Source organism: Ramlibacter tataouinensis, from assembly GCF_001580455.1.
Classification (GTDB): domain Bacteria; phylum Pseudomonadota; class Gammaproteobacteria; order Burkholderiales; family Burkholderiaceae_C; genus Ramlibacter; species Ramlibacter tataouinensis_B.
Window position 1 is genome coordinate 915,034 of the sequence record NZ_CP010951.1, and the last position, 25,365, is coordinate 940,398.

A 25,365-nucleotide genomic window follows, 5' to 3' on the forward strand; every position below is an offset into this window, starting at 1 on the left:
CCGGCAAGGCGCGCCCGCCTCACCGGACCTCCTTGATGGGAATGAAATAGCCGTCCTTGGCAATGGGCGTCAAGGGAAGGCCGGCCCGGCTGCGCCGCCTGCGCTCGGAAGACAGCGGCGGACAGGAGTGATCGTCGTAGTAGAGGATCTGGCACTCGAGGCACAGCAGGCACTCGCGCTGATCGATGCGCCCGCTCTTGTCGATCGAAAGCGCACTGCAACCCTTGGCGCAGGCATGGCAGGGGTTCCCGCATTCGGCCTTGCGCTTCAGCGGCACGGCGCGGAAGGTGGTGGGGATCGCCAATCCGGCCCCCAGCGGGCACAGGTACTTGCAGAACGGGCGCTCAATGAACAGCGAGACGCCGAACAGTGCCACCCAGTACAGGACGAAGGGCCATGCCCGGCTCCAGAAGCCGCCCACGAGGAAGGTCGACTTGAAGGGCTCGACCTCGGCCATCTTCTCCGCTGTCTCGATCGAATAGAACGACACGGCCACCAGCAGCCCGAAGATGCCGTACTTGACCCACTTGAGCTTGTTGTGCCAGCGCATGGGCAAGTTGAACTGGAAGCGCCGCAGGCCGAGTGCCGCTGCCAGCTTGTGCGCCAGCTCGGCCAGCGCGCCGTAGGGGCACAGCCAGCCGCAGAACAGGCCGCGCCCCCAGATGAACACGGTGATGATTATGAACCACCAGAAGATGAAGATCAGCGGATCCGACAGGAACAGCTCCCAGCGCCACTCGAAGAGGATGGCGTGCAGCCAGGTCATCACGTGGGTGATGCTGGGCACCGCGAGCGCGTAGAAGCCGATGAAGCCAACACTGATCACCCAGATGATGTAGCGCGGCACGGTGACCCAGCGTTTGTCCTTGCGCGTCGCCTTGCGCACCAGCTTGTCGTGCACGGCGTACACCCCGGCCACGGCCGCGAGGAACAGCACCAGCGCAATGACCTCGGCCTGCTTGGCCTGCCACACCGCGACCCACGCCGCCTGCGGCCGCTGCACGGCCGGCCGCCCGCCCTCCAGGTAGCGCGCGGGCAGCCAGTATTCCCGCTCGAATCCGGAGAAGGTGCGGGCACCGGTCTGCTGATCCACCCGGCTCGCCAGGTACACCAGGCTCCATGGATAGGCACCGCTGAACCCGCCGCCGCGCAGGATGAAGATCCCGGACTCGCGATACTCGGGCGCGCCGGGCGCCGCGAAACCGGGGAACGGAAGGTAGTCCAGGTCGCGGAAGGTGAAGGTATCACGCCCCTGGATCACCTGGATCCGGTCGAAGATGCCGCCGCGCACGAATCCGGAGCCCTTGAACGAGCCCGTACCCTGCGCGACGATGAAGATGGCGTGCTCGTCGGGCTTCAGGCCCGCCATCAGCTGCCGCCACGCTTCCGCGCCCAGCACGTTGGATCCCACGTTCGGCGCGTTGAGGTAGCCGAAATGCATGTCTAGGTGTGGCTGGCCGGTGTCGGCCTCGCCGATCTGCCTGGGCTCGACGGTCAGCCGCTGCACGCTGCCTTCCTTGGTGAGCGCATTCCAGTCCAGCTTCCCGGCGATCTCGGTGAACTTCGCCGCCGGCTTTTCCTGCGCCTTGACGAGGCCCACCTGGCGCGCGACTTCGTAGGCCGAGCGCGTGATGACCTGGTTCTGCGCAATCACCGTCACGGTCGCGCCGCTGATCGCATCGATGCGGGTGGTGCCGGGTTCGGCCCGCCCGCGGCCGACCTCGATCTTGTCGCTCGCCGACTTGCCGACGTACTGGCCGATGAAGCCGAGGAGCTTGGATTCGGGAATCCCCAGCAGCAGGATGGGCTCGCTGTGCTTGAGGATCTTGACGCCGGTGATGATCCCCTTGGTGTCCATCCCGATCAGCGTGACGACCGGCTTGCCCGAATAGGCCGGAATGTCGACGATGTCGGTGGACAGGAAGACGTAGCCGACCAACTGCTTCGCGCCCCCTCGGGTGGCGTAGGCCTCGACGTAGGCGGGCCGGCCCTTGCGGGTGGAAAAGCTGTCGGCGCCCGGCAGCACCTCGGCGCAGGGCGCATGCGCGCACATGTCCGGGTCGCTCGACAGCTTGGGCGAAAGTTGCGCCTCATAGGTCTGCGCGAACGCACCCGCGGCGAGCGCGAGGCCCGCAAGCAGCGACAGGACCCTCCGGGCGATGGCTGACATTCGGCTCATCCCGCTCGAAGCCCAGGCCATGGGCGATCCGGCCGCGCGCGGCGGCCGGCACGACGATCACGCTTCCACCAGCATCCGGCTGCGCATCTCCAGGTGCAGGGCATGGCAAAAGTGCGTGCAGTAGCACCAATAGACGCCCGGCTTGTCGGCCTTGAAGGTGACCGACTTGGTCTCGCCGGGGTTGACGATCATGTTGACGCTGTAGTTCTGGATGCCGATCCCGTGCGTCAGGTCTTCGACCTTGTCGATGTTGGTGAGCACTATGGTCACCTCGTCGCCGCGCTTGACCTTGAAATCGGGCAGGCTGAACTGCGGCGCGCCGGCCGCCAGGAACACCGTGACCTTGTTGCCCTTGCGCTCGAGACGGCTGTCCTTGAAGTCCTTGATCGGGTTCGGAAAATCGTCGAGGTTGTAGACCTGCCGCGTCTTGACCTTGTCGCGCCGCACGATGATGAAGTCGTGCGGCTCCGGGTGCGCCGGATGGTCGCCGATCAGCTTCATCTTTTCGCCGCCGATGTCGAACAGCTGCTCGTTCTCGCTGTGCAGCGGCCCAACCGGCAGGAAGCGGTCCTTGGAGAACTTGCTTCCGACCACCAGCCACTTGCCGTCGGCCTCGCGCGTTTCGGCCATGCTGGCATTGAGGTGGCCCGGCTGGTAGTTGCAGTCGATGCGATCGAGCACGACCTTCGCGTTCTTGTCGCCTTTGAACGCCTTGATGGCCGCCTCGACGTCCCACTTGACGACCTGGCTGTCGAGGAACAGAGTGGTGAAGGCATTGCCCTTGCCGTCGAAGGTCGTGTGCAGGGGCCCCAGGCCCAGCTCGGGTTCGGCGACCACGGTGTCGCGCGGCTCCTTCACCTCGCCGTCGAACCACTTGAGCATCAGCGACAGGTCGATCACCGAGCAGGTCGGCGAGAGCTTTCCCGAGGCGATGAAGTACTTGCCGTCCGGCGTAGCGTTCACCCCGTGCGGGTTCTTCGGAATCGGCACATAGCAGACCACGGCCGTCTTCGGGTCCTTGTTGCCGTTCTTGGTACCGTCGACCACCGGCACCTTGGAATCGCCGATCGTCTTGAACTTGCGGTCCTTGACCGCCTGCTCGATGCGCGCGACGTTGATGAACACGACGTTGTCCCGCTCGGCGACCATCATGTCGGCGAACTTCAGGCCGTTCTCGCTGTTGTACTGGTTCCAGGCGGCCAGCTTGCCGTCGTAGGAAGTGGCCAGCAGGTCCATGTTGCCGTCCATCTGGCACTGCCACCGCACTTCCATGGTTTCGGCATCGATGCAGGTGACCAGGCTCCCGTACTTGGCCGGGTTCTCCATGTCCTTGCCGTCGTTCGGCAAGGGGATGCCGAACTCGGCGCCCACGAAGAGGCGCGTGGTGTGGTTGATATTGGCATCGACCGGATCCCGCTTGTCGGGGCAGGCGCCGTGCAGGCCTTGCACGTTGGGCAGCTCGGTGATCTTGTCGCACTCGAAGGTGTCCAGCCGGATGCGCGCGATGCGCGTGTTCAGCTTGTCGTTGGTCCAGGCGTACTTGCCGTCGTAAGTGCCGTTGGCATAGGACGCCACCGGGTGATGCGAGTCGCCGTTGCTGAACTTCAGGCTGCCGTCCGGCCGGGTGCCGAGGATCTTCTTCGACTCGTTGGTCTGTCCCCAGCCGCTGAGCGGGTCCGGCTGGAACACCGGGATGCGCTTGATCTCGCGCATCGACGGCACCGCCAGCACGCGGAATTCGCCGGAGTGGCCGCCGCTCCAGAAGCCGTAGTAGGGATCGAGCTGCCCGGGCGGGACTTCGTGGCCGCCATGCGTGCCACCCACCCGGGTCGCTGCGCCCGGCGCCGGGGCTGTCTCGCCAGGTCCGCTTCCGCTGGCCGCGGGCGCAGCGGTCGTGGCGGTCTTGTCCGGCCGGTCGCAGGAGGCCAGCCCCACGGCCAAACCGGTGCCGCCCAAGCCGGCGGCGGCGGCAGCGCTCAGAAATTTGCGCCGTGCGAGATCGTCGGCCGTTCCCTTACCCTTTTGCCGGTCGGTAGCCATAGATGTTCCTTCACAGTGCCTCCCTCCAGGAGAAGTTCGCCATGTTCAGGAACGAGATGCCTCTCTCGGCTTCGCTGTTCTTGCAACGAGCCGCAATCCCGCTCGTTCGGGACACTCGATCGCATGGCCGGTGGCCATTACGGTCGGGCATTCTAGGCGTCCGGGGGCGACGGAGGTAGGGGCCCCAGGTCAAAAATGGGTGGGTGTGTAACGCAGTTCGCTGCATCCGCCAGCCAGGCCACTGCAAACGGCTCAGCCTTCCTTCATCAGTTGGGCCAGCGTGGCGCGCAGCCAGGCGTTGCCGGCGTCGGCGTGGAAGCGCTCGTGCCAGTGCTGCTTGACCGCAAAGGGCGGCAGCGCCACCGGCGGCTCGATGATGCGGATCGCCTCCTGCCCGGCCAGGGCTTCGCCGAGTCGGCGCGGAACGATCACCAGCAGTTCGGTGCTTGCCACCAGCCGCGCCACCCCCAGGAAGCTGGGCACGCGCAACGCGATGCGGCGCGCCATGCGGTGCCGCGCCAGCACCTTGTCGACGATCGCATGGCCGGTGCCCGAAGTGGTCACGCTGATGTGGCCTTCGGCCAGGAAGGCCTGCTTGGTGAGCGTGCTCCGCACGCGCGGGTGGCGGGCCGCCGCCAGGCAGACGAAGTCCTGCTTGAACAGCGTCTGCTGATAGAACCCGGCCTCCAGGTGCGGCAGGAAGCCGATGGCCAGGTCGACCTCACCCGACTCGAGCCGGCGCGCGGTCTCGGGCGAGGAGTGCTCGGTCGCGATCTGCACGCCGGGCGCCACCCGGCGCAGCTGGTTGACCAGCCGCGGCAGCACCACGATCTCGCTGATGTCCGTCATGCTGATGCAGAAGCTGCGCTGTGCCGTCGCGGGGTCGAAGCTGGCCCGCGCGCCGCTGAGCCGGGCGAGGCGCTCCACGGCGTCGCGCACTTCGGGATAGATGGCCTGCGCGAACGCGGTGGGCTCCATGCCACGTGAGGTGCGCGCGAACAGCGGGTCGCCGTAGTAGCGGCGCAGCTTGTTCAGGGCGACGCTTGTGTTCGACTGCGGCAGCGCCAGCCGCTCGGCCGCGCGCGTGACGCCTTGCGTGCGGTACACCTCCAGGAAGACGTGCAGCCACTCCAGGTCGAGCTTGGCCATAATCAAAAAACCTGATCGATCAAATGCATCTTAAGCTCTTTACTCGATGACACGGCCTGCCAAGATGGACCTTGGCACAGGAGACAAGAGATGGCTCAACAAGCTCAGGCCCTGCCGGTGATCGTGGCCGGCGGCGGCGTCGGCGGGCTGGCTGCCGCGCTGGCGCTGGTGCGGCAGGGGTTCAAGGTGACGGTGCTGGAACAGGCCGCGGAGATTGGCGAGATCGGTGCCGGCATGCAGCTCGGCCCCAACGCCTTTTCGGCCTTCGACGCCCTGGGCGTGGGCGAGCGTGCCCGCGGCCGCGCCGTCTACACGGACTACATGGTGATGCACGACGCCATCGACGAATACCAGGTGGCGAAGATCCCGACCGGCGAGGCATTCCGGGAGCGCTTCGGCAACCCCTACGCGGTGATCCACCGCGTGGACATCCACACCTCGCTGCTGGAAGGCGCGCAGGCCACCGGCGAGGTCGAGATCCACACCCATGCCCGCGTCGAACGCGTGGAGCAGGACGGCGACACCGTGACCGCGCACTGCCCCAACGGCCGCAGCTTTCGCGGCCAGGCGCTGATCGGCGCCGATGGTGGCCGCTCGGTGGTGCGCCAGCAGTACGTGAACGACCCGGCGCGCGTGACCGGTCATGTGGTGTACCGGGCCGTGGTCGACCGCAAGGACTTCCCCGAGGAGCTGCGCTGGAACGCGGCAAGCATCTGGGTGGGCCCCAACTGCCACCTGGTGCACTATCCCCTGCGCGGCGGCGAGCAGTACAACGTGGTGGTCACCTTCCATAGCCGCCAGCAGGAGGAATGGGGTGTCACCGACGGCAGCCGCGAGGAAGTGCAAAGCTACTTCGGCGAGGTATGCCCGCGCGCCAGACAACTGATCGACCTGCCCAGGAGCTGGAAGCGCTGGGCCACCGCCGATCGCGAACCCATCGGCCAGTGGGCGTTCGGCCGGGCCACGCTACTGGGGGATGCCGCGCACCCGACCACGCAGTACATGGCGCAGGGCGCCTGCATGGCCATGGAGGACGCGGTGACGCTGGGCGAGGCGCTGCGCGTGAACGGCAATGATTTCCCGCGCGCCCTGGCCCTGTACCAGCGTTCGCGCGTGGCGCGCACGGCCCGCGTGGTGCTCTCCTCGCGCGAGATGGGCCGCATCTACCACGCCAAGGGCGTCGAGCGCCTGGTGCGCAATGACCTGTGGCGCGGCCGCACGCCCGAGCGCTTCTACGACGCGCTCGAATGGCTGTACGGCTGGAAGGTCGACAACTGCCTCGCACGCTAACCGGAGACCCCGCATGAACGAACTCGGACGACTGGAAGACCTGCCGGAGCAATACGTGGCGGACCTGCGCGCCCAGAACCTGGTCCCCCTGTGGCCCAGCCTGCGCGCGGTGTTGCCGCCGGGCCGCCCGCGCCCGGCCACCCGGCCCACCTGCTGGTCCTACCAGGCGCTGCGGCCGCTGCTGTTGCGCGCCGGCGAGCTCACCCCCATGGAAAAGGCCGAGCGCCGTGTGCTGGTGCTGGCCAACCCGGGCCACGGGCTGGACAACATGAAAGCCAGCGCCGCGATCTACCTGGGCATGCAACTGCTGCTGCCGGGCGAATGGGCGCCGGCGCATCGCCACACGCCCAACGCCGTGCGCATGGTCATCGAGGGCGAAGGCGCCTACACCACGGTCAACGGCGAGAAGTGCCCGATGGAGCGCGGCGACCTGATCCTCACGCCCACCGGCATGTGGCATGAGCATGGCCATGACGGCAGCGACCCGGTCGTCTGGCTGGACGTGCTGGACCTGCCGCTGGTGTACTACCTGGAGACCTCCTACGTGCTGGAAGGCCGGCGCCAGGATCCCGCGGCCGGCCATGGCGAATCGGCCTATGCCCGCGCCGGCCTGGTGCCCACGCCCATGTTCCAGCGTGGGCCGAAGGCCTACCCGATGCTTCGCTACCCCTGGGCGGATGCGCGCGCCGCACTGCTGTCGCTGGCGGCCGACCGGCCGGCGCTGGAGTGTGTGCAGATGAGTTACGTCAACCCGGAAACCGGAGCGGACGCGCAGAACATCCTGGGCTTTCACGCGTTGATGCTGCGCCCAGGCCAGACGCTGGTGCTGCCGGCGCGCTCGCCGGCCTGCGTGTTCCACTTGATCGAAGGCGGCGCCGAGGCCTCCATCGCCGGCGAGGTGTTTGCGCTGGCCGAAGCCGACACCTGCTGCGCGCCGGGTTACTGCGAGGTGCGGCTGCGCAACCTCGGCAGCGACCGGCCCGCCTTCCTCTTCCTGGCCGACGAAGGGCCGCTTCACCGCAAGCTGGGCGTGGAGCAGCTGAGCTAGCGCCCGCGGCACCCGCAAATAAGAAAGCCCCGCATGGCGGGGCTTTCGTTCTGGAGGGCCGGGAACTCAGGCGTGGGCGGAGCGCAGGCGCTGCGAGAACTGCTGCAGGGCCACGATCCCGCTTTCCTCGGCGCGGCGGCACCAGGACTGCAGCTCGGCGGTGAGCTGTTCGCGCGACTGGGAGGTGTTCAGCCACATCTGGCGCAGTTCCTCGCGCATCGCCACCATCTTGTCGAGCACCGGGTGCGCCGCGCGCGCCTGGGCCAGCTGGGGCCGCGCCGACGCGGGCACCCGGTCCTCGTCGCGGTGCAGCCAGCGCTTGGCCGTTTTGAGCACCGAGAAATCGGCCCGCTTGGCCTTGAGCGTGGCGATCTCGGTCTTGCAGACGCGCTTCATCTCGCGGCCGTAGGCCGCCATCACCTCGTAGCGGTTGGCGATCAGCGCTTCCAGCGTCTTCTCGTCGGCCACCGGACGGACGGCGCCGAGCTGCAGCTTGGGCGGCACCTTCTTCACGGTGGCCCAGCCGATCCTGCGCATCAGCGAGATGTAGACCCAGCCCAGGTCGAACTCGTACTTCTTGACCGAGAACTTGGCCGAGGTCGGATAGGTGTGGTGGTTGTTGTGCAGTTCCTCGCCGCCGATGATCATGCCCCAGGGCGAGATGTTGGTGCTGGCGTCGGGTGCCTCGAAATTGCGGTAGCCCCAGTAGTGGCCGATGCCGTTGATGATGCCGGCCGCCGTCACGGGGATCCAGAGCATCTGCACCGCCCAGACGGTCAGGCCGAGCACACCGAACAGCGCCAGGTTGATGATCAGCATCAGCCCCACGCCCTGCCAGCTGTAGCGCGTGTACAGATTGCGCTCGATCCAGTCGTTCGGGGTGCCGTGGCCGAACTTGGCCAGGGTTTCCTGGTTCTTCGCTTCCGCACGGTAAAGCTCGGCGCCACGCCACAGCACGGTCTCGATGCCCTTGGCCTGCGGGCTGTGCGGGTCATCCGCGGTCTCGCACTTGGCGTGGTGCTTCCGGTGGATGGCCACCCATTCCTTGGTCACCATGCCCGTGCTGAGCCACAGCCAGAAACGGAAGAAATGAGCCGGGATCGGATGCAGGTCCAGCGCCCGGTGCGCCTGGCTCCGGTGCAGGAAGATCGTGACCGAGGCGATGGTGATGTGGGTCACCGCCAGCGTGTACAGCACCACCTGCCACCAGGACAACTGCCACATGCCGTTCGCCAGCCAGTCAACAGCCGCGTTCAGCACGGGCCAATCGGGAAGCATCATGGATCGGGGGTCTCTCTTGTGTAGGAACGGGACGGCCGGGACAGCCTTCCTCAACCAGAATTTTAAGATCCGGGGTACGAAAGCAAGCTGTGCATATCCCCAGGCGATTCCAAATAGCGCCTGTCCGCACTATTTTTGGATCAGCCCTGGGTCCAGCCCGTCAATTTTTCACCCACAGGGCGGCAAAGAATCCGTCCGTGGCATGCCGGTGCGGCCACAAGCGAAGGTACTGCAGGCCGTCGTCGCCGCCCGAGCAGAGCGCTGCCGCATCGCGCACCTTCAGTGGCTCCAGTACCTGGCCGGCCGGCATCGCGCTGAAGTCCGGGTTGGCGGCGCCGAACGCGGCTGCGATGTCCTCGTTCTCCTGGCGCAGCAGGCTGCAGGTGGCGTACACCAGGCGTCCTCCCGGCTTGAGCAGGCGCGAGGCGCTTTGCAGGATGGCCGCCTGCTTCTCCGTCATCTCCTGCACGGCCTCGGCCGACTGGCGCCATTTCAGGTCCGGGTTGCGCCGCAGCGTGCCCAGCCCGGAACAGGGCGCATCGACGATCACGCGGTCGATCTTGCCGGCCAGGCGCTTGACCCGGTCGTCGCGCTCGTGCGCGATCGCCGCGGGATGCACATTCGACAGCTTGCTGCGCGCCAGCCGCGGCTTGAGCGCGTCCAGCCGGTGCGCCGAAGTGTCGAAGGCGTAGAGCCGGCCGGTATTGCGCATGGCCGCGCCGATCGCCAGCGTCTTGCCGCCGGCGCCGGCGCAGAAGTCCACCACCATCTCGCCGCGCTTGGCATCCAGCAGCAGCGCCAGCAGCTGCGAGCCCTCGTCCTGCACTTCGACCGCGCCGCGCGCGAAGGCATCGAGCCGGTTGATCGCAGGCTTGCCGGCCAGGCGCAGGCCCCACGGCGAATAAGGCGTCGGCTGACCGTGCAGGCCTGCCAGTTCCAGTTCGCGCCGCACGTCCTCGCGCTTGTCGGTCAGCAGGTTGACGCGCAGGTCCAGCGGCGCCGGCTGGTTCAGGCCCTCGGCCAGGGCCCAGAAGCCCTCGCCCAGCTGATCCTTGAGCGGCTGCACCAGCCACTCCGGGAAGTTGTGGCGGTGGCGTTCCAGCAGGTCCTGCGGACGGATCGCGTCGCACTGGTCGAGCCAGGATTTTTCCTGCTCAGTCAGGGCGCTCTTCAGGAAGTCGCGCGGGCCATGGAAACCCAGGATCGCCATCCGGCGCTGGCGCGGCCCGCTGCCCGAAGGGGCCAGGTGGTCGAACAGCAGCTTGCGCCGCAGCACCGCGTACACCGTTTCGGCCAGCGTCGCGCGCTCGCGCGGCCCCAGCGAACGGTGCTCGCGGAAATAGCGCGACACCACGGCGTCGGCCGGGTGTTCGAACTTGAGGACCTGCCCCACTAGTTCGCTGCAGGCATCGAGCAGCGCTTTAGGATGCATGGCTCGCCCCGGGCAAGGTGGGCAGCAGGGCTGCAATCGCGCGTGGATAGATCAAGTGCTCCTGCGTCAGCACGCGCTCGGCCAGCCGGTCGGCGCTGTCACCGGCCAGGATGGGCACCACCGCCTGCTCCAGGATGGGGCCGTGGTCGAGGTCCGACGTCACCTGGTGCACGGTGGCGCCGGCGAACTTGCAGCCCGCCTCGATCGCGCGCTGGTGCGTATGCAGGCCGGGAAAGGCCGGCAGCAGCGAAGGATGGATGTTCAGCAGGCGCCCCGCATAGCGCGCCACGAAAGCCGGCGTCAGGATACGCATGAAGCCGGCCAGCACCACCAGCGCCGGCCGATGCGCGTCGATCGCGCGGGCCAGCGCTTCGTCGAAGAGTTCGCGCGAGGCGAACGCCTTGTGGTCGACGACCTCGGTGGCAATGTCCTGGCTGCGCGCAAACGCCAGTCCGCCGGCGTCGGCGCGGTTGCTGATGACGGCGACGACCTGCGCGTCGTGGCGCCGGCGCCAGTCGTCGCGCTGGGCCGCGCGCACAATGGCAGCCATGTTCGAGCCCCCACCCGAGATCAGTATCACGATGTTCTTCATGTCGGCCGCGATTATCCTTGGAGCCTGGACTCTGCCGTCCAGGCTCCCGACATGACTCCCCTCACCTTCCACGAAGCCCGCGTGCTCGGCACGCTGATGGAAAAGGCACGCACTGTGCCCGATACCTATCCGATGTCGCTCAATGCCCTGGTCGCCGGCTGCAACCAGAAAAGCAGCCGCGATCCGGTGACCCAGCTGTCCGAGGCCGAGGTGCAGGAGGCGCTCGACGGCCTGAAAGGGCGCTCGCTGGCGCTGAGCTCCAGCGGCAACCGGGTCGCCCGCTGGGAACACAATTTCCAGCGCGCCATGCTCGTGCCCGAGCAGTCCGCCGTGCTGCTGGGCTTGCTGATGCTGCGCGGCCCGCAGACGCCCGGCGAGTTGCGCATCCACAGCGAGCGCTGGTACCGCTTCGCCGACATCTCCTCGGTGGAAGCCTTCCTAGACGAATTGCGCGAGCGCCCCGACGAGCGCGGCGGCCCGCTGGTCGTGCAGTTGCCGCGCGCCGCCGGCGCACGTGAAGCGCGCTGGGCGCACTTGCTGTGCGGTCCGGTCGACGCGGCGGCGCTCTCGGCGCCGTCCGGGGCGGCCGAGGCTGCCGGCAGTTCGCTGGTCGATCGCGTCGCGACGCTGGAAGCCGAACTCGCCGACCTGCGTGCATGGGTGCAGGGCGTCTGCGGCGAACTGGGCCTGTCACCGCCTGGACACCTGAAATCGAACGATCGTGCTTAAACTCGCGCAGCAGCCTCCAAAGGACAGTTATGGACCTCGCATTCACCCCTGAAGAACAGAAATTCCGAGAGGAGATCCGCGCCTGGGTGCGCGACAACCTCCCGCAGGAGATTTCCCACAAGGTGCACAACGCCCTGCACCTCACCCGTGACGACATGCAACGCTGGGCGAAGATCCTCGGCAAGAAGGGCTGGCTCGGCTACGGCTGGCCCAAGGAGTTCGGCGGCCCGGGCTGGACCGCGGTGCAAAAACACCTGTTCGAGGAAGAGTGCGCCCTGGCCGGCGCGCCTCGCATCGTGCCCTTCGGCCCGGTGATGGTGGCGCCGGTGATCATGACCTTCGGCAACGCCGAGCAGCACAAGCGCTTCCTGCCGGGCATCGCCAGCGGCGAGGTCTGGTGGAGCCAGGGCTACAGCGAGCCCGGCTCGGGCTCCGACCTGGCCTCGCTCAAGACCCGCGCCGAGCGCAAGGGTGACAAGTACATCGTCAATGGCCAGAAGACCTGGACCACGCTGGCGCAGTACGGCGACTGGATCTTCTGCCTGGTGCGCACCTCCACCGAAGGCAAGCCGCAGACCGGCATCTCCTTCCTGCTGATCGACATGAAGTCGCCCGGCGTCACGGTGCGCCCGATCATCATGCTGGACGGCGGCCACGAGGTGAACGAGGTGTTCTTCGACAACGTCGAAGTGCCCGCCGAGAACCTGATCGGCGAGGAGAACAAGGGCTGGACCTACGCCAAGCACCTGCTGTCGCACGAACGCACCAACATCGCCGACGTGAACCGCGCCAAGCGCGAGCTGGAACGCCTCAAGCGCATCGCCAAGTCCGAAGGCGTGTACGCGGACCCGCGCTTCCGCGACGAGGTCGCCAGGCTGGAGGTGGACGTGGTGGCGCTGGAGATGATGGTGCTGCGCGTGCTGTCGGCCGAAAAATCCGGCAAGAACCCGCTGGACATCGCCGGCCTGCTGAAGATCAAGGGCAGCGAGATCCAGCAGCGCTACACCGAGCTGATGATGCTGGCCGCCGGTCCCTACGCCCTGCCCTTCATCAAGGAGGCCATGGAAGCCGGCTGGCAGGGCGAGCACGTGGGCGCCGCCTACGTCGCGCCGCTGGCGGCCACCTATTTCAACTACCGCAAGACGACCATCTACGGCGGCTCGAGCGAAGTACAGCGCACCATCGTCGCACAGACGGTGCTGGGCTAAGAGGAGCAGGACATGGATTTCAATTTTTCCGACGACCAGGAACAACTGCGCGACGCGGTGCGCAAGTGGGTCGACAAGGGCTATGACTTCGAACGCCGCCGCGCCATCGTGAAAGCGGGCGGTTTCGACCGCGGCATCTACGGCCAGTTGGCCGAACTGGGGCTGGCCGGCCTCTACATCGCCGAAGAGCACGGCGGCATGGGCATGGGGCCGGTCGAGGCCATGGTCGTCATGGAGGAGCTGGGCCGCGGCATCGTGATGGAACCGCTGGCGCAGACCCTGATTGCCTCGGGCGTCCTCAGCGGCTACGCCAACGATGACCTGAAGTCGGCGTGGCTGCCGCGTATCGCTTCGGGTGAGGCACTGGTGGTACTGGCGCACCAGGAGCGCAAGGCCCGCTACCGCCTGGACTTGTGCGAAGCGAAGGCTTCGCCGGCCGGCAACGGCTGGAGCGTGACCGGCGACAAGAGCATCGTGCCCGCCGGCGACCAGGTCGACGCTTTCCTCGTTCCCGCCACCGTGGACGGCAAGATCGCGCTGTTCCTCGTCGAGCGCAGCGCGCAGGGCGTGAACGCGCGAGGCTATGTCACGCAGGACGGCAGCCGCGCCGCCGAAGTGAAGTTCCAGTCTGCGCCAGCGGCACTGGTCACCAAGGACGGCCTCACGGCCCTGGAGCACGCGGTGGACATCGGCATCGCGGCCACCTGCGCCGAAGCCGTCGGCGCGCTGGACAAGACCATGGCGCTGACGGCGGAGTACATGAACACGCGCAAGCAGTTCGGCGTCACTTTGTCGACCTTCCAGGCGCTGCGCCACCGCATGGCCGACATGAAGATGCAGCTGGAGCTCGCGCGCTCCATGAGCTACTACGCCACCCTCAAGCTCAATGCGCCGACCGAGGAGCGCCGCCGCGCCATGGGCCGCGCCAAGTACCAGCTGGGGGTCTCCATGCGCTTCATCGGCCAGCAGTCGGTGCAGATGCACGGCGGCATCGGCGTCACCGACGAATATGCCGGCAGCCACTACTTCAAGAAGCTCACGCAGCTCGAGATGACCTTCGGCGACACCCTGCACCATCTGGGCGAGGTGTCCGCACGCATGCAGGATACGGCGGGCGTGTTCGCCTGAGACAGGCGCTCCACGAGCAGAAAAGCCCGCATTCGCGGGCTTTTTTCTTTGGGCCGGGTATTGCTGCGCCGGTGGGATCAGTACCCGCCGGACTCCTGCATGGCCTTGACGGTCAGCGCCACCGTGACCAGCACCGGGATGGCTGTCAGCACCGTGGCCGGGACCCAGGGCAGGCCGCCGGACTGGCCGCCGCGACGGATCGCTGCGAGTGCCGGATCGACCAGCAGGGCGCCGGCCAGCAGCGCCACGTAGCCCAGGGGGAAGCCCGAGTACACATGCGCGGTCGCCAGCAGGCTGCCCAAGACGAGCGCGGCGGTGGCGCCAGCGGCGGGGGCGAAGCCCGCCCCTGGGCGCGGCCGCGCGAACAGCGTGCAGGCAGCGAGCGCCATGGCGAGCGCGCCGGCCAACTGCCCCATGGACTGGCTGGAATCCATCATCAGCGCCAGGCCGCTGCCCCCGGCGACCAGCGCCAGCAGCAGCGGTCGGGTGGCGGCGCCCCGGGCGGGACGGCTGCTGAGGGCCCACAGCAGCGCCAGGATCAGGCCGATCGCCAGCGCAGCCAGGGCCGCCTTCTGCGCGCCGAGGCTGCCGATGGCGCTGGACACGATCAGGCCGCCGAAAGCCAGCGACACGACGGCGCGCACCGCCACGCGGCCAGCAGCCCCGGGGATGCGCTGCACGCCCAAAGCGGCTGCAGCGCCCACGAGGGCGATCCAGGGCAGCCAGTCCAGCGCCACGCGGGGCACGGGCGACCACTGCGCATGCAGCGTGACGAAATAGGACGACAGGAAGCCGGCGAGCAAGGCCAGCAAGGGCGCGGGCGCGTCCGGGCGGGCGGCGCGACAGGCCACCAGCACCGCGAACGCGACGCCAAAGGGCACCACCGCGCTTTGCAGCAGCAGCGGCAGGAAGAATGAGGTCTCTGGCATGGCGGTCCTTCGGCGGGCGACGCCGGCCCTGGTGGATGCCGGCGCCGGGTGCGTGCTTACTGCTTGACGCCTTCGATGTTGATACGCAGGTCCACTTCGTCGGTGGCTGCGCCCGGCACGCCGTAATTCATGCCGAAGTCGGTGCGCTTGATGGTCCCGGTGGCGACGTAGCCCACGCGCTGCTCGCCCTTCATGCCCTTGCCGGCGCCCACTTGCTTGAGCTTGAAGGTCACGGGCTTGGTCACGCCACGCAGGGTGAGGCTGCCCCCGATGGAGCCTTCACCGTTGGCGTCCAGCTTCACGCCGGTGGAGGCGAAGGTCATGGTCGGGAACTGCACGACATTGAAGAAGTCGGGGCTCTTCAGGTGCTTGTCCAGGCCTTCGTGGTTGCTGTCGATGCTTTCGGTCTTGATCGTGACCGAGATCTTGCTCTTCTCGGGCGCGTCGACCACCAGGTCGCCGGAGATGTCGTTGAAGCGACCCATGAAGCGGCTGACGCCACCGAGGTGGCCGACTTCGAAGAAGGCGCCGGAATGGGCGGCGTCGATCTTGTAGGCGCCGGCGGGGACGGGCGCCGGGGCAGCGGCAAAGGCGGCGGCGGACAGCGCCAGGCCGGTGGCGGCAATGGCGAAGGAAACGGAACGGCGGATCTGGTTCATGGGGCCTCGTGTCGGTTTTCGATAGGGTCTTGAAGACGGCGATACGCCGGATTCGATGGGGGTCGCAATGAAGACGTACCCATGGATTCGATTCTTGTTGCGAGGCCCCGATCGCATGGCGAGGGTTTTTGAAGCTCATGTTCGAAACGATTGAAGGAACCGGTTGGGGAAGCAGCTAAGCGTCGGAGCAGCCTGGAACCCAAAAGTCTTGGGTCACCGGCGTAGTAAAAACCTTTGGGTGGGGCGGAGCGCGGAAGGCTGAGCGAGGGCCATCACCTCTGTGCCGACAGCTACGACCGCACGGTGTCGGTCGACGGCATGGGCCGGTGTTGGGCGAGCGTGCCCAGGGGAAGGCGGGGCGCGCCGGGTCCTAGGCGTGCAGCCTGGAGTTTCGTGGCAAGTGCGCCATCAGGAACTCCATCTGGTCGGCCAGGATGCGGCGATTGCGCAGGATGAAGTCTTCCCAGAGGCTGGGAATGTAGGGCGCGTAGAGAAGCGGCATGCGGGCCTGCTCCGGCGTGCGGTTGCTCTTGCGGTGGTTGCAGGCCCGGCAGGCGGTGACCACGTTCATCCAGTGGTCCTTGCCGTTCTGCGCGAACGGAATGACGTGCTCGCGCGTCAGCTCTTCCTCGTGCAAGTGCCGGCCGCAGTAGGCGCAGACGTTGCGGTCGCGCGCGAACAGCTTGCTATTGGTGAGGCCCGGCTTGAGCTCGAAGGGATTGATGTTCGGCACGCCCTTGGTGCCGATGATGCTGCTGACCCCGATCTGCGACTGCAGCCCGGTGATGGCGTTGTGGCCGCCACGGAACAGGGCCACCCGCGCGCCCACCTCCCACCGCACCTCATCGGCGGCGTAGTGCAGCACGGCCTGCTCCAGCGAAATCCACGACTGGGGCAGTCCTTGGGCGGACAGCTTCAATACCTTCAAGACACGACTCCTTTCTGAGAGGAAACCACGCTGAGGTGACGCCGGGCGCGCTGGGACGCGCTCTACAGCACAATATACCCTCTTTTCGTGACCCTTTCTCCGCAGCGCAAAGCTTGGCGCTGCTTGGCGGACGGGCATGAACTGCTATCAAAAAGATACCACCGCAGCGCCGCCGATGCAGATCTTCCGAGGCTTCCACCATCCGGGCATCGCCCGCGCGTCGGCCGTCACGATCGGCAACTTCGACGGCGTGCACCGCGGCCACCAGGCCATGCTCGCGCTGCTGAACAACGAGGCGCGGCACCGCGGTGTCACCAGCTGCGTGCTCACCTTCGAGCCGCACCCGCGTGACTACTTCGCCGCGCTCGCACGCAAGCCAGAACTGGCGCCCGCCCGGGTCGCCACGCTGCGCGACAAGCTCACCGAACTCGCCCGCTGTGGCGTCGACCAGTGCGTCGTACTTCCGTTTGATGCCCGCCTGTCGTCCATGGTTCCCGAGGCCTTCATCGACCGTGTGCTGGTGCAGGGTCTGGGCGCGCGCTACGTGCTGGTAGGCGATGATTTCCGCTTCGGCGCCAAGCGCGCCGGCGACTACGCGATGCTGGATGCCGCCGGTGCGGCCAAGGGCTTCGACGTGGCGCGCATGAACAGCTACCAGGTCCACGGCCTGCGGGTTTCCAGCTCGGCGGTGCGCGAGGCGCTGGGGCGCGGCGACATGGAAGGCGTCGCCGCCCTGCTGGGCCGCCCCTACAGCATCAGCGGCCATGTGCTGCATGGCCGCAAGCTCGGGCGCGAGCTCGGCTTCAAGACGGTGAACCTGCGCTTCAAGCACTGGAAACCGGCCGCCAGCGGGATCTTCGCCGTGCTGGTGCACGGCCTTGATGATCAGCCGCTCGAAGGCGTGGCCAACCTGGGCATCCGGCCCTCGCTCGACCCGCGCGACGTCAACGGCGGCCGGGTGCTGCTGGAGACGCACGTCTTCGACTGGCCCGCCCACCTCGGCCCCGAGGGGGGGTACGGTAAAATCATTCAGGTGGAACTGCTGCACAAATTGCACGACGAGCTCAAGTACGACGGCCTGGACGCCCTGAGCGCCGGGATCCGCCGCGACTGCGCGGAGGCTCGCGCGTTCTTCGCCTCCACGCGCCGCCAGACCACGCGCGACCGAATTTAGTGGGCGGCTGCCCGCTCGCCGGCCTTCGACAGGCTCAGGGCGAACGGTTCCGCCTCGCTCCCGCACTCGCCTTTCAGATGGGGTGAGCCTGTCGATGCCCACACGAGTTCCCGCATGACCGACAAGACCGATTACCGAGCCACGCTCAACCTGCCCGACACGCCATTCCCGATGCGCGGCGACCTGCCCAAGCGCGAGCCGGGCTGGGTGCGCGAGTGGGAGGAAAAGGGCCTGTACAAGAAGCTGCGCGCGGCGCGCTGCCAGCACGAGAAGTTCGTGCTGCACGACGGCCCGCCCTATGCCAACGGCCAGATCCACATGGGCCACGCGGTCAACAAGATCCTCAAGGACATGATCGTGAAGGCGCGCCAGCTCAAGGGGCTGGATGCCGCCTACATCCCCGGCTGGGATTGCCACGGCCTGCCGATCGAGAACGCCATCGAGAAGAAGTTCGGCCGCAACCTGCCGCGCGACGAGATGCAGGCCAAGAGCCGCGCCTTCGCCACCGAGCAGATCGGTATCCAGATGGCCGACTTCAAGCGGCTGGGCGTGCTGGGCGACTGGGACCATCCCTACCGCACCATGGACTTCGTCAACGAAGCCGAGGAGATCCGCGCCTTCAAGCGGGTGATCGAGCGCGGTTTCGTCTACCGCGGCCTCAAGCCCGTGTACTGGTGCTTCGACTGTGGCTCCTCGCTGGCCGAGTTCGAGATCGAATACGCCGACAAGAAGTCGCAGACGCTGGACGTCGGCTTCAAGAGCGCCGAGCCGGACAAGCTGGCCGCCGCCTTCGGCGTTGCGCCTTCCACCAAGGACGCCTTCGTCGTCATCTGGACCACCACCGCCTGGACCATCCCGGCCAACCAGGCGCTGAACCTCAACCCCGAGCTCGAGTATTCACTGGTCGATACCGAGAAGGGCCTGCTGGTTCTGGCCGCCTCGTTGGTCGGCCGCTGCCTGGAGCGCTACAAGCTCGAAGGCCAGGTGCTCGCCACCGTCAAGGGCGAAAAGCTTGCCGGCCTGTCGTTCCAGCATCCGCTGTACGACGTCGACCCGGGCTACCGGCGCCTGTCGCCCGTGTACCTGGCCGACTACGCCACGGCCGAGGACGGCACCGGCATCGTGCACTCCTCGCCCGCCTACGGCCTGGACGACTTCAACTCCTGCGTCTCGCATGGCCTGGCTTACGACGACATCCTGAATCCGGTGCAGGGCCACGGCGCCTACGCGCCGGACTTCGCCCTGTTCGGCGGCCTGAACATCTGGAAGGCGGTGCCGCAGATCATCGACGCGCTGCGCCATGCGCACCGGCTATTCGCCACCGAGGGCATCACCCACAGCTATCCGCATTGCTGGCGCCACAAGTCGCCGGTGATCTACCGCGCCGCCGCGCAGTGGTTTGTGCGCATGGACGAGGGCGAGGGCGTGTTCACCAAGGACAAGGCGCCCCAGACGCTGCGCCAGATGGCGCTGGCGGCCATCGAGGAAACCAGCTTCTATCCGGAAAACGGCAAGGCCCGCCTGCGCGACATGATCGCGGGCCGCCCCGACTGGTGCATCAGCCGCCAGCGCAGCTGGGGCGTGCCGCTGCCCTTCTTCCTGCACAAGGACAGCAACGACCTCCACCCGAAGACGATGGAGATCCTGGACGTCGCCGCGATCATGGTGGAGCAAGGTGGCATCGAGGCCTGGAGCAAGGCATCGACCGAGGAGATCCTGGCCAAGGTCGGGGCGGCCGCCGACGCGCCCCACTACACCAAGAGCGCCGACATCCTGGAGGTCTGGTTCGACTCCGGTACCACCCACACCACCGTGCTCAAGCGCTCGCACGCCGGCGCCGCCCACGAGCACGGGCCGGAGGCCGACCTCTACCTGGAAGGCCACGACCAGCACCGCGGCTGGTTTCACTCCTCGCTGCTGACGGCCTGCGCGATGTACGGGCGCGCGCCCTACCGCGGCCTGCTCACCCACGGCTTCACCGTCGACGCGCAGGGCCGCAAGATGAGCAAGTCGCAGGGCAACGGCGTGGACCCGCAGGAGACCACGCAAAAGCTCGGGGCCGAGATCATCCGCCTGTGGGTGGCCGCCTCCGACTATTCGGGCGACATTGCCGGCGACGACAAGATCCTCGCCCGCGTGGTCGACGCCTACCGCCGCATCCGCAACACGCTGCGCTTCCTGCTGGCCAACACCAGCGACTTCGACCCGGCCAAGGACGCGGTGCCGCTGGCCGACATGCTGGAGATCGACCGCTACGCGCTGTCGCGCGCCGCGCAGTTCCAGGAGGAGGTGCTGGCGCACTACGAGGTGTACGAGTTCCACCCGGTGGTCGCCAAGCTGCAGGTGTACTGTTCGGAGGACCTGGGCGCCTTCTACCTGGACGTGCTGAAGGACCGCCTCTACACCACTGCGCCCAAGTCGCTGGCGCGCCGCAGCGCGCAGACGGCCCTGTGGAACATCACCCACGCGATGCTGCGCTGGATGGCGCCCTTCCTCTCGTTCACTGCCGAGGAAGCCTGGAGGATCTTCGGCAGCTCCGAATCGATCTTCCTGGAGACCTACGCCGAGATCGGCGGCCCCGACGCCGCCCTGATCGAGAAGTGGACCCGCATCCGCGCCGCCCGCGAGATGGTGAACAAGGAGATCGAGTCGCTGCGCGAAGCCGGCAAGGTGGGCTCGTCGCTGCAGGCCAACGTGGCCGTCACCGTGCCGATGCAGACCCACGGCGAGCTGTGGAACGCGCTGGCCAGCCTGGGCGAGGACCTGAAGTTCGTCTTCATCACCTCGCGCGCCGCCGTGGTCGCGGGCGAGTCGATGAAGGTGGACGTCACGCCGTCCGAGTCGCAGAAATGCGAGCGCTGCTGGCATTGGCGCGATGACGTCGGGAGCGATCCGGCCCATCCCACCATCTGCGGCCGCTGCGTCAGCAACCTCTTCGGGACCGGCGAAACCCGGACCTGCGCCTGATGGCGGGCGCGCGCGCCGCCGCCGGCTGGGTCCACTGGCTGGGCCTGGCCCTGGCCATCTTCATTGCCGACCAGTTCACCAAGGTCCTGATCCTGGGCTACTACCGCCTCGGCGATTCGACCTATGTGACCAGCTTCTTCAACGTCGTGCGGGCCCACAACACCGGCGCGGCCTTCTCCTTTCTGGCCGACGCCTCCGGCTGGCAGCGCTGGCTGTTCACCGCCATCGGCGTCGTCGCGGCGGTCTTCATCGTCTGGCTGCTGCGCTCGCACGCGGGACAGAAGCTGTTCTCCTTCGCCCTCGCCTGCATCCTGGGCGGCGCGATCGGCAACGTGTTCGACCGGCTGCTGCACGGCTACGTGGTCGACTTCATCCAGCTGCACTGGGACAGCCGCTACTACTTCCCGGCATTCAACGTGGCCGACAGCGCCATCACGGTGGGCGCCGCCTGCCTGATCCTGGACGAACTGCGCCGGGTGCGGCGCACCAGCTAGCCGCGCAGGGTCCCGGGCGAGTTAGCAACACGGCTGCCGCTTCCGGATCCCACGACGCCTGCCCAAGGCGTATAGTTGACCCAGAAGCAATGAAGCACCTGTTGAATCTCCTGGCGGCGATCGCGCTGCTGGTATGGGGGACACATCTTGTGCGCGCCGGCATTCTTCGGGTGTTCGGCGCCGACCTTCGGAACGTGCTCGCCCGCAGCGTTGGCAATCGCTGGAAGGCGGCGCTTTCCGGCTTGGGCGTGACCGCCCTCGTGCAGTCGAGCACCGCCACCGCCCTGATCGTCTCCTCCTTCGTGGGCCAGGGCCTGGTCGCGCTGCCGCTGGCGCTGGCCGTGATGCTGGGCGCCGACGTGGGCACCAGCCTGATGACGGTGGTGTTCTCGTTCGACCTGTCCTGGCTGTCGCCGTTCTTCATCTTCTTCGGTGTGGTGCTCTTCATCTCGCGCCAGTCCACCCCGGTCGGCCGCTTCGGCCGCATCCTGATCGGCCTGGGGCTGATGCTGCTGGCGCTGCGGCTGATCGCCGAGTCCACCCAGGTCATGACCCAATCGCCCGTGGTCAAGAGCCTGCTGGCCTCGATCTCCAGCGACCTGCTGCTCGAGATCACCGTGGGGGCGATGCTGGCGGTGCTGGCCTATTCCAGCCTGGCGATGGTGCTGCTGACCGCCACGCTCGCGGCCTCCGGGCTGGTGCCCCTGGAATCGGCGATTGGGCTGGTGCTGGGCGCCAACCTGGGCAGCGGCCTGCTGGCCGTGGTCACCACCGGCAAGTCGTCGGTGGAAGTCCGGCAGGTGCCATTGGGCAACCTGATCTTCAAGGCGCTCGGCGTGCTGGCGATCGCTCCCCTGTCGGGACTGTGGCTGCGCCATGTCCGTCCGTTCATCGGCGACCCGGGCGCGGTGGTGGTGCTGTTCCACCTGGGCTTCAACCTGGTCGTCGCGCTCGCATTCATCGGCTTCACCCAGGTGATCGCGCGCTGGGTCAACCAGTGGCTGCCCAAGCCGGACAAGACACTGGTCGCCGGCCGGCCGCACCACCTCGATCCGTCGGCGCTCGAAACCCCTTCATTGGCAATCTCCTGCGCGGCACGCGAGGCCCTGCACCAGGCCGACGTGGTCGAGACCATGATGGTGGGCATGCTCACCGTGATCAAGACCAACGACCTGCGGCTAGCCGAGGAGTTGCGGGCGCTCGACGACGACGTCGACGAGCTCTATTCCGCCATCAAGTACTACCTCACCAAGATCTCACGCGAGGCACTGGGCGAGGAAGAGAGCCGCCGCTGGACCGACATCATCAGCTTCACGATCAACATGGAGCAGATCGGCGACATCATCGAGCGGGTGCTGATCGACATCGAGGACAAGAAGATCCGCAAGGGTCGCAGCTTCTCCGATGCCGGCATGGCCGAGATTTGCGAATTGCACGCGCGCCTGATCGACAACCTGCGCCTGGGCATGAGCGTCTTCCTCAACGGCTCGGTGCGCGACGCCCAGAAACTGCTGGAGGAGAAGGCGCGCTTTCGCGACCTGGAGCGCGCCTATGCCTCCACGCACCTCACGCGCCTCACCGGCAACAGCGTGCAAAGCATCGAGACCAGTTCTCTGCACATCGACCTGATCAGCGATCTCAAGCGCATCAATTCGCACATTTGCTCGATCGCCTACCCGATCCTGGACTCGGCCGGCGCGCTCGCGCCCAGCCGCCTGCGCCAGCAGACGCTGCCGGAAGCGCCCCCCAGCGTGACGGCCGGGGTGTCTAGTGTGTCTCGGGCTCGCTCTTGACCGGGCTCATGCAATAGTCGATCAGGGCGTCGATCTCGGTCGACTTGTCGAAGACCGCGTCCGCGCCCAGCTGGCTGCAGCGCCAGCGCACATCCTTGGTCGCGTGATTCGACAGCACCACCATCCTCTGCGTCGGACGCCTGGTGCGGCAGGCCTGCAGGATATTCAGGCCACTGCCTTCCTTGAGGAACAGGTCGATGATCGCCAGGTCCCAGTGCTCGTCGTTCTGGGCCAGCCACTCCTTGCCTTCACTTTCGGTCTCGGCGCTGCCCACTGGCTCGACCATGGCGAGCTCCTGCAGAGTCTCGATGAGGTTCTCCCGTATCGTCGGGCTATCTTCGACGATGTATGCACGACAGGCCATGTTGTGATTTCCGTGGGATTCCACGACGTCAACTGGCCGCGATCCCTGCTCTAGGGGTTGACTCTATCCTCCCAAGCGATGGAAGCATGAAAGGTCCCAAGCCAAGCTAACGTAGGAACGGTCGTGCAAGCTCCTGCCGGGTCAGAGTCAGGGTACGTGGTGGGTCAGGACCAGTGCGGCTTCCAAGGTGAACTGCTCACCCAGCAGTTTGTCGGCCAGTTGACCGGCATCGAGCAGCACGAACTGTTCGACCTCGCCATCCTGGTTGCACGGTGTGACACCCCATGGCAGCACGCAGTCGAACCAGTCGATGTGCTCGATCACGTAGCCCCCCTCGATGTCGCCGCTGGGCCGGCGCGTGGGAATGCGGCCGCGCCAGCGCAGGCCTTGCAGTTGGGACAAGTCCAGCCCGGCCTCCTCGCGCGTTTCACGCGCCAGCGCCGTCTCCAGCGACTCGCCGGCCGGCACCATGCCGCCCATCAGCGTGTCCCACAGGCCCGGATCGTTCGCCTTGGCGAGCGAGCGTTGCTGCACCCAGTGACGGCCGTCCGGGGACAGGGCCGCCAGGTGGACCGCGAAGGTCGTGATGCCGAGCGGCCGCACCACCGCACGCTCGACTGTGCCAACCGCGCAACCTGCCTCGTCGGTCACGGCGAGTTGTTCGTCGCGCCACACATGGGCCAGCCCGGCGTCGCGCATGAGGTGGGCCAGCCGGCTCAGCGAGCCGGTCACATCGCCTTGTAGTTCCCAGCCGGACTCGTCCCCTCGCATGGTGCCTTTCACCAAGCCAGGGGGCGGCGCCAGCCGCGCGAAGAAATCCGGCTCGACCGATCCGATGCGCGCGCCGGCGCACCACAAGGACTGGCGCGGCGTGCGCGGAGGCTGGTCGGCGCGCGCTCGCTGTCGCGCGACCCAACTTGCCTCCAGCGCGAGTCCGCTCACAAGGTCAGGATGGTGGAGCCGGTGGTCTTGCGCGCCTCGAGGTCGCGGTGCGCCTGCTGCACCTGGTCGAGGGGATAGCGCTGGGCGATGTGGATCTTGACCTTGCCGCTGGTCACCGCCTCGAACAGGTCGTCGGCCATGGCCTGCAAGGTCTCGCGGACGGCGATGTGGGAGAACAGGGTCTGGCGCGTCACGAAGAGGGACCCCTTGGGCCCCAGGATGGCGGGAGAGAACGGCGGCACCGGCCCGCTCGAATTGCCGAAGCTCACCATGATGCCCAGCGGACGAAGGCAGTCGAGCGACTTGTCCCAGGTGTCCTTGCCGACCGAGTCGTACACCACCTTGACGCCCTTGCCGCCGCTGATCTCCTTCACGCGCGCGAGGAAGTCTTCCTTGCTGTAGTTGATCGCGTGCGCCGCGCCGTTGGCCTTGGCCAGCGCGCACTTTTCTTCGCTGCCCGCGGTGCCGATCACCTCGTAGCCGAGGGCCTTCGCCCACTGGCAGGCGATCAGCCCGACGCCGCCGGCGGCCGCGTGAAAGAGGATCTGGTCGCCGCGCTGCAACTGGCCCATCGATGAACGCTTGAGCAGGTACTGCGCCGTGAGGCCCTTGAGCATCATCGCCGCGGCCGTGTCGAAATCGATCGCATCGGGCAGCTTGACCACGTGCTTGGCCGGCATCACGCGGACGTCGGCGTAGGAGCCGGGCGTGTTGCTGGCATACGCGGCGCGGTCACCCGCCTTGAGGAAGCTCACGCCCTCGCCCACGGCCTCCACGATGCCCGCGCCTTCGCCGCCGATGGTCGCCGGCAGCGGCAAGGGATAGAGGCCCGTGCGGTGGTAGACGTCGATGAAGTTCAGGCCCACGGCCTGGTGGCGGATGCGGATCTCGCCGGGGCCGGGCTCGCCGACCTTGACGTCGACGATCTTGAGCTGCTCGGGTCCGCCGGTCTGTTCGACCACTACTGCGCGTGTCATGTCGATGTCCTTGGGTTGTCCTGTGCGAATCACTGATCCTGCCACGAAACCGCCGGGAGGCG

The 25,365-nt window shown here is 67.2% G+C and carries 21 protein-coding genes; 9 read left to right on the forward strand and 12 right to left on the reverse strand.

Annotated elements, in window-relative coordinates:
* Positions 1-19 precede the first annotated feature (19 nt).
* From UC35_RS04500 to UC35_RS04510, 3 genes are all read right to left on the reverse strand, one after another.
* A complete protein-coding gene (locus UC35_RS04500) occupies positions 20-2,179 on the reverse strand; it encodes a 4Fe-4S binding protein (RefSeq protein WP_061496595.1) in 2,160 nt (719 codons plus the stop codon).
* Positions 2,180-2,236: 57 nt separating this feature from the next.
* Positions 2,237-4,219 (reverse strand): TAT-dependent nitrous-oxide reductase, encoded by a 1,983-nt coding sequence (gene nosZ, locus UC35_RS04505; RefSeq protein WP_061496597.1) that lies wholly within the window; start codon positions 4,217-4,219, stop codon positions 2,237-2,239.
* A 252-nt stretch (positions 4,220-4,471) separates the two neighbouring features.
* Positions 4,472-5,368: a LysR family transcriptional regulator gene (locus UC35_RS04510; protein ID WP_061496599.1), complete on the reverse strand. Its 897-nt coding sequence runs from the start codon at positions 5,366-5,368 to the stop codon at positions 4,472-4,474.
* Positions 5,369-5,458: 90 nt separating this feature from the next.
* On the opposite strand from UC35_RS04510, the gene UC35_RS04515 reads away from it, so the two are divergent.
* Both UC35_RS04515 and UC35_RS04520 read left to right on the forward strand, forming a co-directional pair.
* Positions 5,459-6,658: a 3-hydroxybenzoate 6-monooxygenase gene (locus UC35_RS04515; RefSeq protein WP_061496601.1), complete on the forward strand. Its 1,200-nt coding sequence runs from the start codon at positions 5,459-5,461 to the stop codon at positions 6,656-6,658.
* A gap of 13 nt (positions 6,659-6,671) precedes the next feature.
* Positions 6,672-7,706 (forward strand): cupin domain-containing protein, encoded by a 1,035-nt coding sequence (locus tag UC35_RS04520; protein WP_061496603.1) that lies wholly within the window; start codon positions 6,672-6,674, stop codon positions 7,704-7,706.
* Positions 7,707-7,772: 66 nt separating this feature from the next.
* On the opposite strand, the gene UC35_RS04525 is transcribed toward UC35_RS04520, so the two are convergent.
* From UC35_RS04525 to purN, 3 genes are all read right to left on the reverse strand, one after another.
* On the reverse strand, positions 7,773-8,987 hold the full coding sequence (locus tag UC35_RS04525; protein WP_061496606.1) for a fatty acid desaturase: 1,215 nt from the start codon (positions 8,985-8,987) through the stop codon (positions 7,773-7,775).
* 160 nt (positions 8,988-9,147) lie between these two features.
* Positions 9,148-10,419, reverse strand: a complete 1,272-nt coding sequence (locus tag UC35_RS04530; protein ID WP_061496609.1) for an RsmB/NOP family class I SAM-dependent RNA methyltransferase — start codon at positions 10,417-10,419, stop codon at positions 9,148-9,150.
* On the reverse strand, positions 10,409-11,011 hold the full coding sequence (gene purN / locus UC35_RS04535) for a phosphoribosylglycinamide formyltransferase (RefSeq protein ID WP_061496611.1): 603 nt from the start codon (positions 11,009-11,011) through the stop codon (positions 10,409-10,411). The genes UC35_RS04530 and purN overlap by 11 nt, the downstream gene beginning before the upstream one ends.
* A 51-nt stretch (positions 11,012-11,062) precedes the next feature.
* Between purN and UC35_RS04540 the strand changes: the two genes are divergently transcribed.
* From UC35_RS04540 to UC35_RS04550, 3 genes are read left to right on the forward strand one after another with little or no spacing between them, the layout of a single operon-like run.
* A complete protein-coding gene (locus tag UC35_RS04540) occupies positions 11,063-11,740 on the forward strand; it encodes a YceH family protein (RefSeq protein WP_061496614.1) in 678 nt (225 codons plus the stop codon).
* A gap of 29 nt (positions 11,741-11,769) precedes the next feature.
* On the forward strand, positions 11,770-12,948 hold the full coding sequence (locus UC35_RS04545) for an acyl-CoA dehydrogenase family protein (protein WP_061496616.1): 1,179 nt from the start codon (positions 11,770-11,772) through the stop codon (positions 12,946-12,948).
* A gap of 12 nt (positions 12,949-12,960) precedes the next feature.
* Positions 12,961-14,076 (forward strand): acyl-CoA dehydrogenase family protein, encoded by a 1,116-nt coding sequence (locus tag UC35_RS04550; RefSeq protein ID WP_061496619.1) that lies wholly within the window; start codon positions 12,961-12,963, stop codon positions 14,074-14,076.
* A 77-nt stretch (positions 14,077-14,153) separates the two neighbouring features.
* Here UC35_RS04550 and UC35_RS04555 read toward each other — a convergent pair whose 3' ends face one another.
* From UC35_RS04555 to UC35_RS04565, 3 genes are all read right to left on the reverse strand, one after another.
* A complete protein-coding gene (locus tag UC35_RS04555) occupies positions 14,154-15,005 on the reverse strand; it encodes a hypothetical protein (RefSeq protein ID WP_061496622.1) in 852 nt (283 codons plus the stop codon).
* A gap of 56 nt (positions 15,006-15,061) precedes the next feature.
* Positions 15,062-15,664 (reverse strand): YceI family protein, encoded by a 603-nt coding sequence (locus UC35_RS04560; protein ID WP_061496624.1) that lies wholly within the window; start codon positions 15,662-15,664, stop codon positions 15,062-15,064.
* Positions 15,665-16,034: 370 nt separating this feature from the next.
* Complete coding sequence (locus UC35_RS04565; RefSeq protein ID WP_061496627.1) at positions 16,035-16,592, reverse strand: HNH endonuclease; 558 nt, start codon at positions 16,590-16,592, stop codon at positions 16,035-16,037.
* Between the two features lie 175 nt (positions 16,593-16,767).
* Between UC35_RS04565 and UC35_RS04570 the strand changes: the two genes are divergently transcribed.
* From UC35_RS04570 to UC35_RS04585, 4 genes are all read left to right on the forward strand, one after another.
* A complete protein-coding gene (locus tag UC35_RS04570) occupies positions 16,768-17,766 on the forward strand; it encodes a bifunctional riboflavin kinase/FAD synthetase (protein WP_061503676.1) in 999 nt (332 codons plus the stop codon).
* A 114-nt stretch (positions 17,767-17,880) separates the two neighbouring features.
* Entirely contained in the window at positions 17,881-20,733 is a 2,853-nt protein-coding gene (gene ileS / locus UC35_RS04575) for an isoleucine--tRNA ligase (RefSeq protein ID WP_061496630.1), read from the forward strand.
* Entirely contained in the window at positions 20,733-21,227 is a 495-nt protein-coding gene (gene lspA / locus UC35_RS04580; RefSeq protein ID WP_061496632.1) for a signal peptidase II, read from the forward strand. Before ileS ends, lspA begins: the two co-directional genes overlap by 1 nt.
* Before the next feature lie 89 nt (positions 21,228-21,316).
* The gene (locus tag UC35_RS04585) at positions 21,317-23,020 is read left to right on the forward strand and encodes a Na/Pi cotransporter family protein (RefSeq protein ID WP_061496634.1); all 1,704 of its coding nucleotides are present in this window, start codon (positions 21,317-21,319) and stop codon (positions 23,018-23,020) included.
* On the opposite strand, the gene UC35_RS04590 is transcribed toward UC35_RS04585, so the two are convergent.
* The 3 genes from UC35_RS04590 to UC35_RS04600 form a co-directional block, all read right to left on the reverse strand.
* Positions 22,995-23,384 carry a response regulator gene (locus UC35_RS04590; RefSeq protein ID WP_061496635.1) on the reverse strand — a complete coding sequence of 130 codons (390 nt, stop codon included), beginning with the start codon at positions 23,382-23,384 and terminating at the stop codon, positions 22,995-22,997. The two genes, UC35_RS04585 and UC35_RS04590, sit on opposite strands and share 26 nt — an antisense overlap.
* Before the next feature lie 147 nt (positions 23,385-23,531).
* Positions 23,532-24,326 carry an NUDIX hydrolase gene (locus UC35_RS04595; protein WP_061496637.1) on the reverse strand — a complete coding sequence of 265 codons (795 nt, stop codon included), beginning with the start codon at positions 24,324-24,326 and terminating at the stop codon, positions 23,532-23,534.
* Positions 24,323-25,303: a quinone oxidoreductase family protein gene (locus tag UC35_RS04600; RefSeq protein ID WP_061496638.1), complete on the reverse strand. Its 981-nt coding sequence runs from the start codon at positions 25,301-25,303 to the stop codon at positions 24,323-24,325. The genes UC35_RS04595 and UC35_RS04600 overlap by 4 nt, the downstream gene beginning before the upstream one ends.
* Positions 25,304-25,365 lie beyond the last annotated feature (62 nt).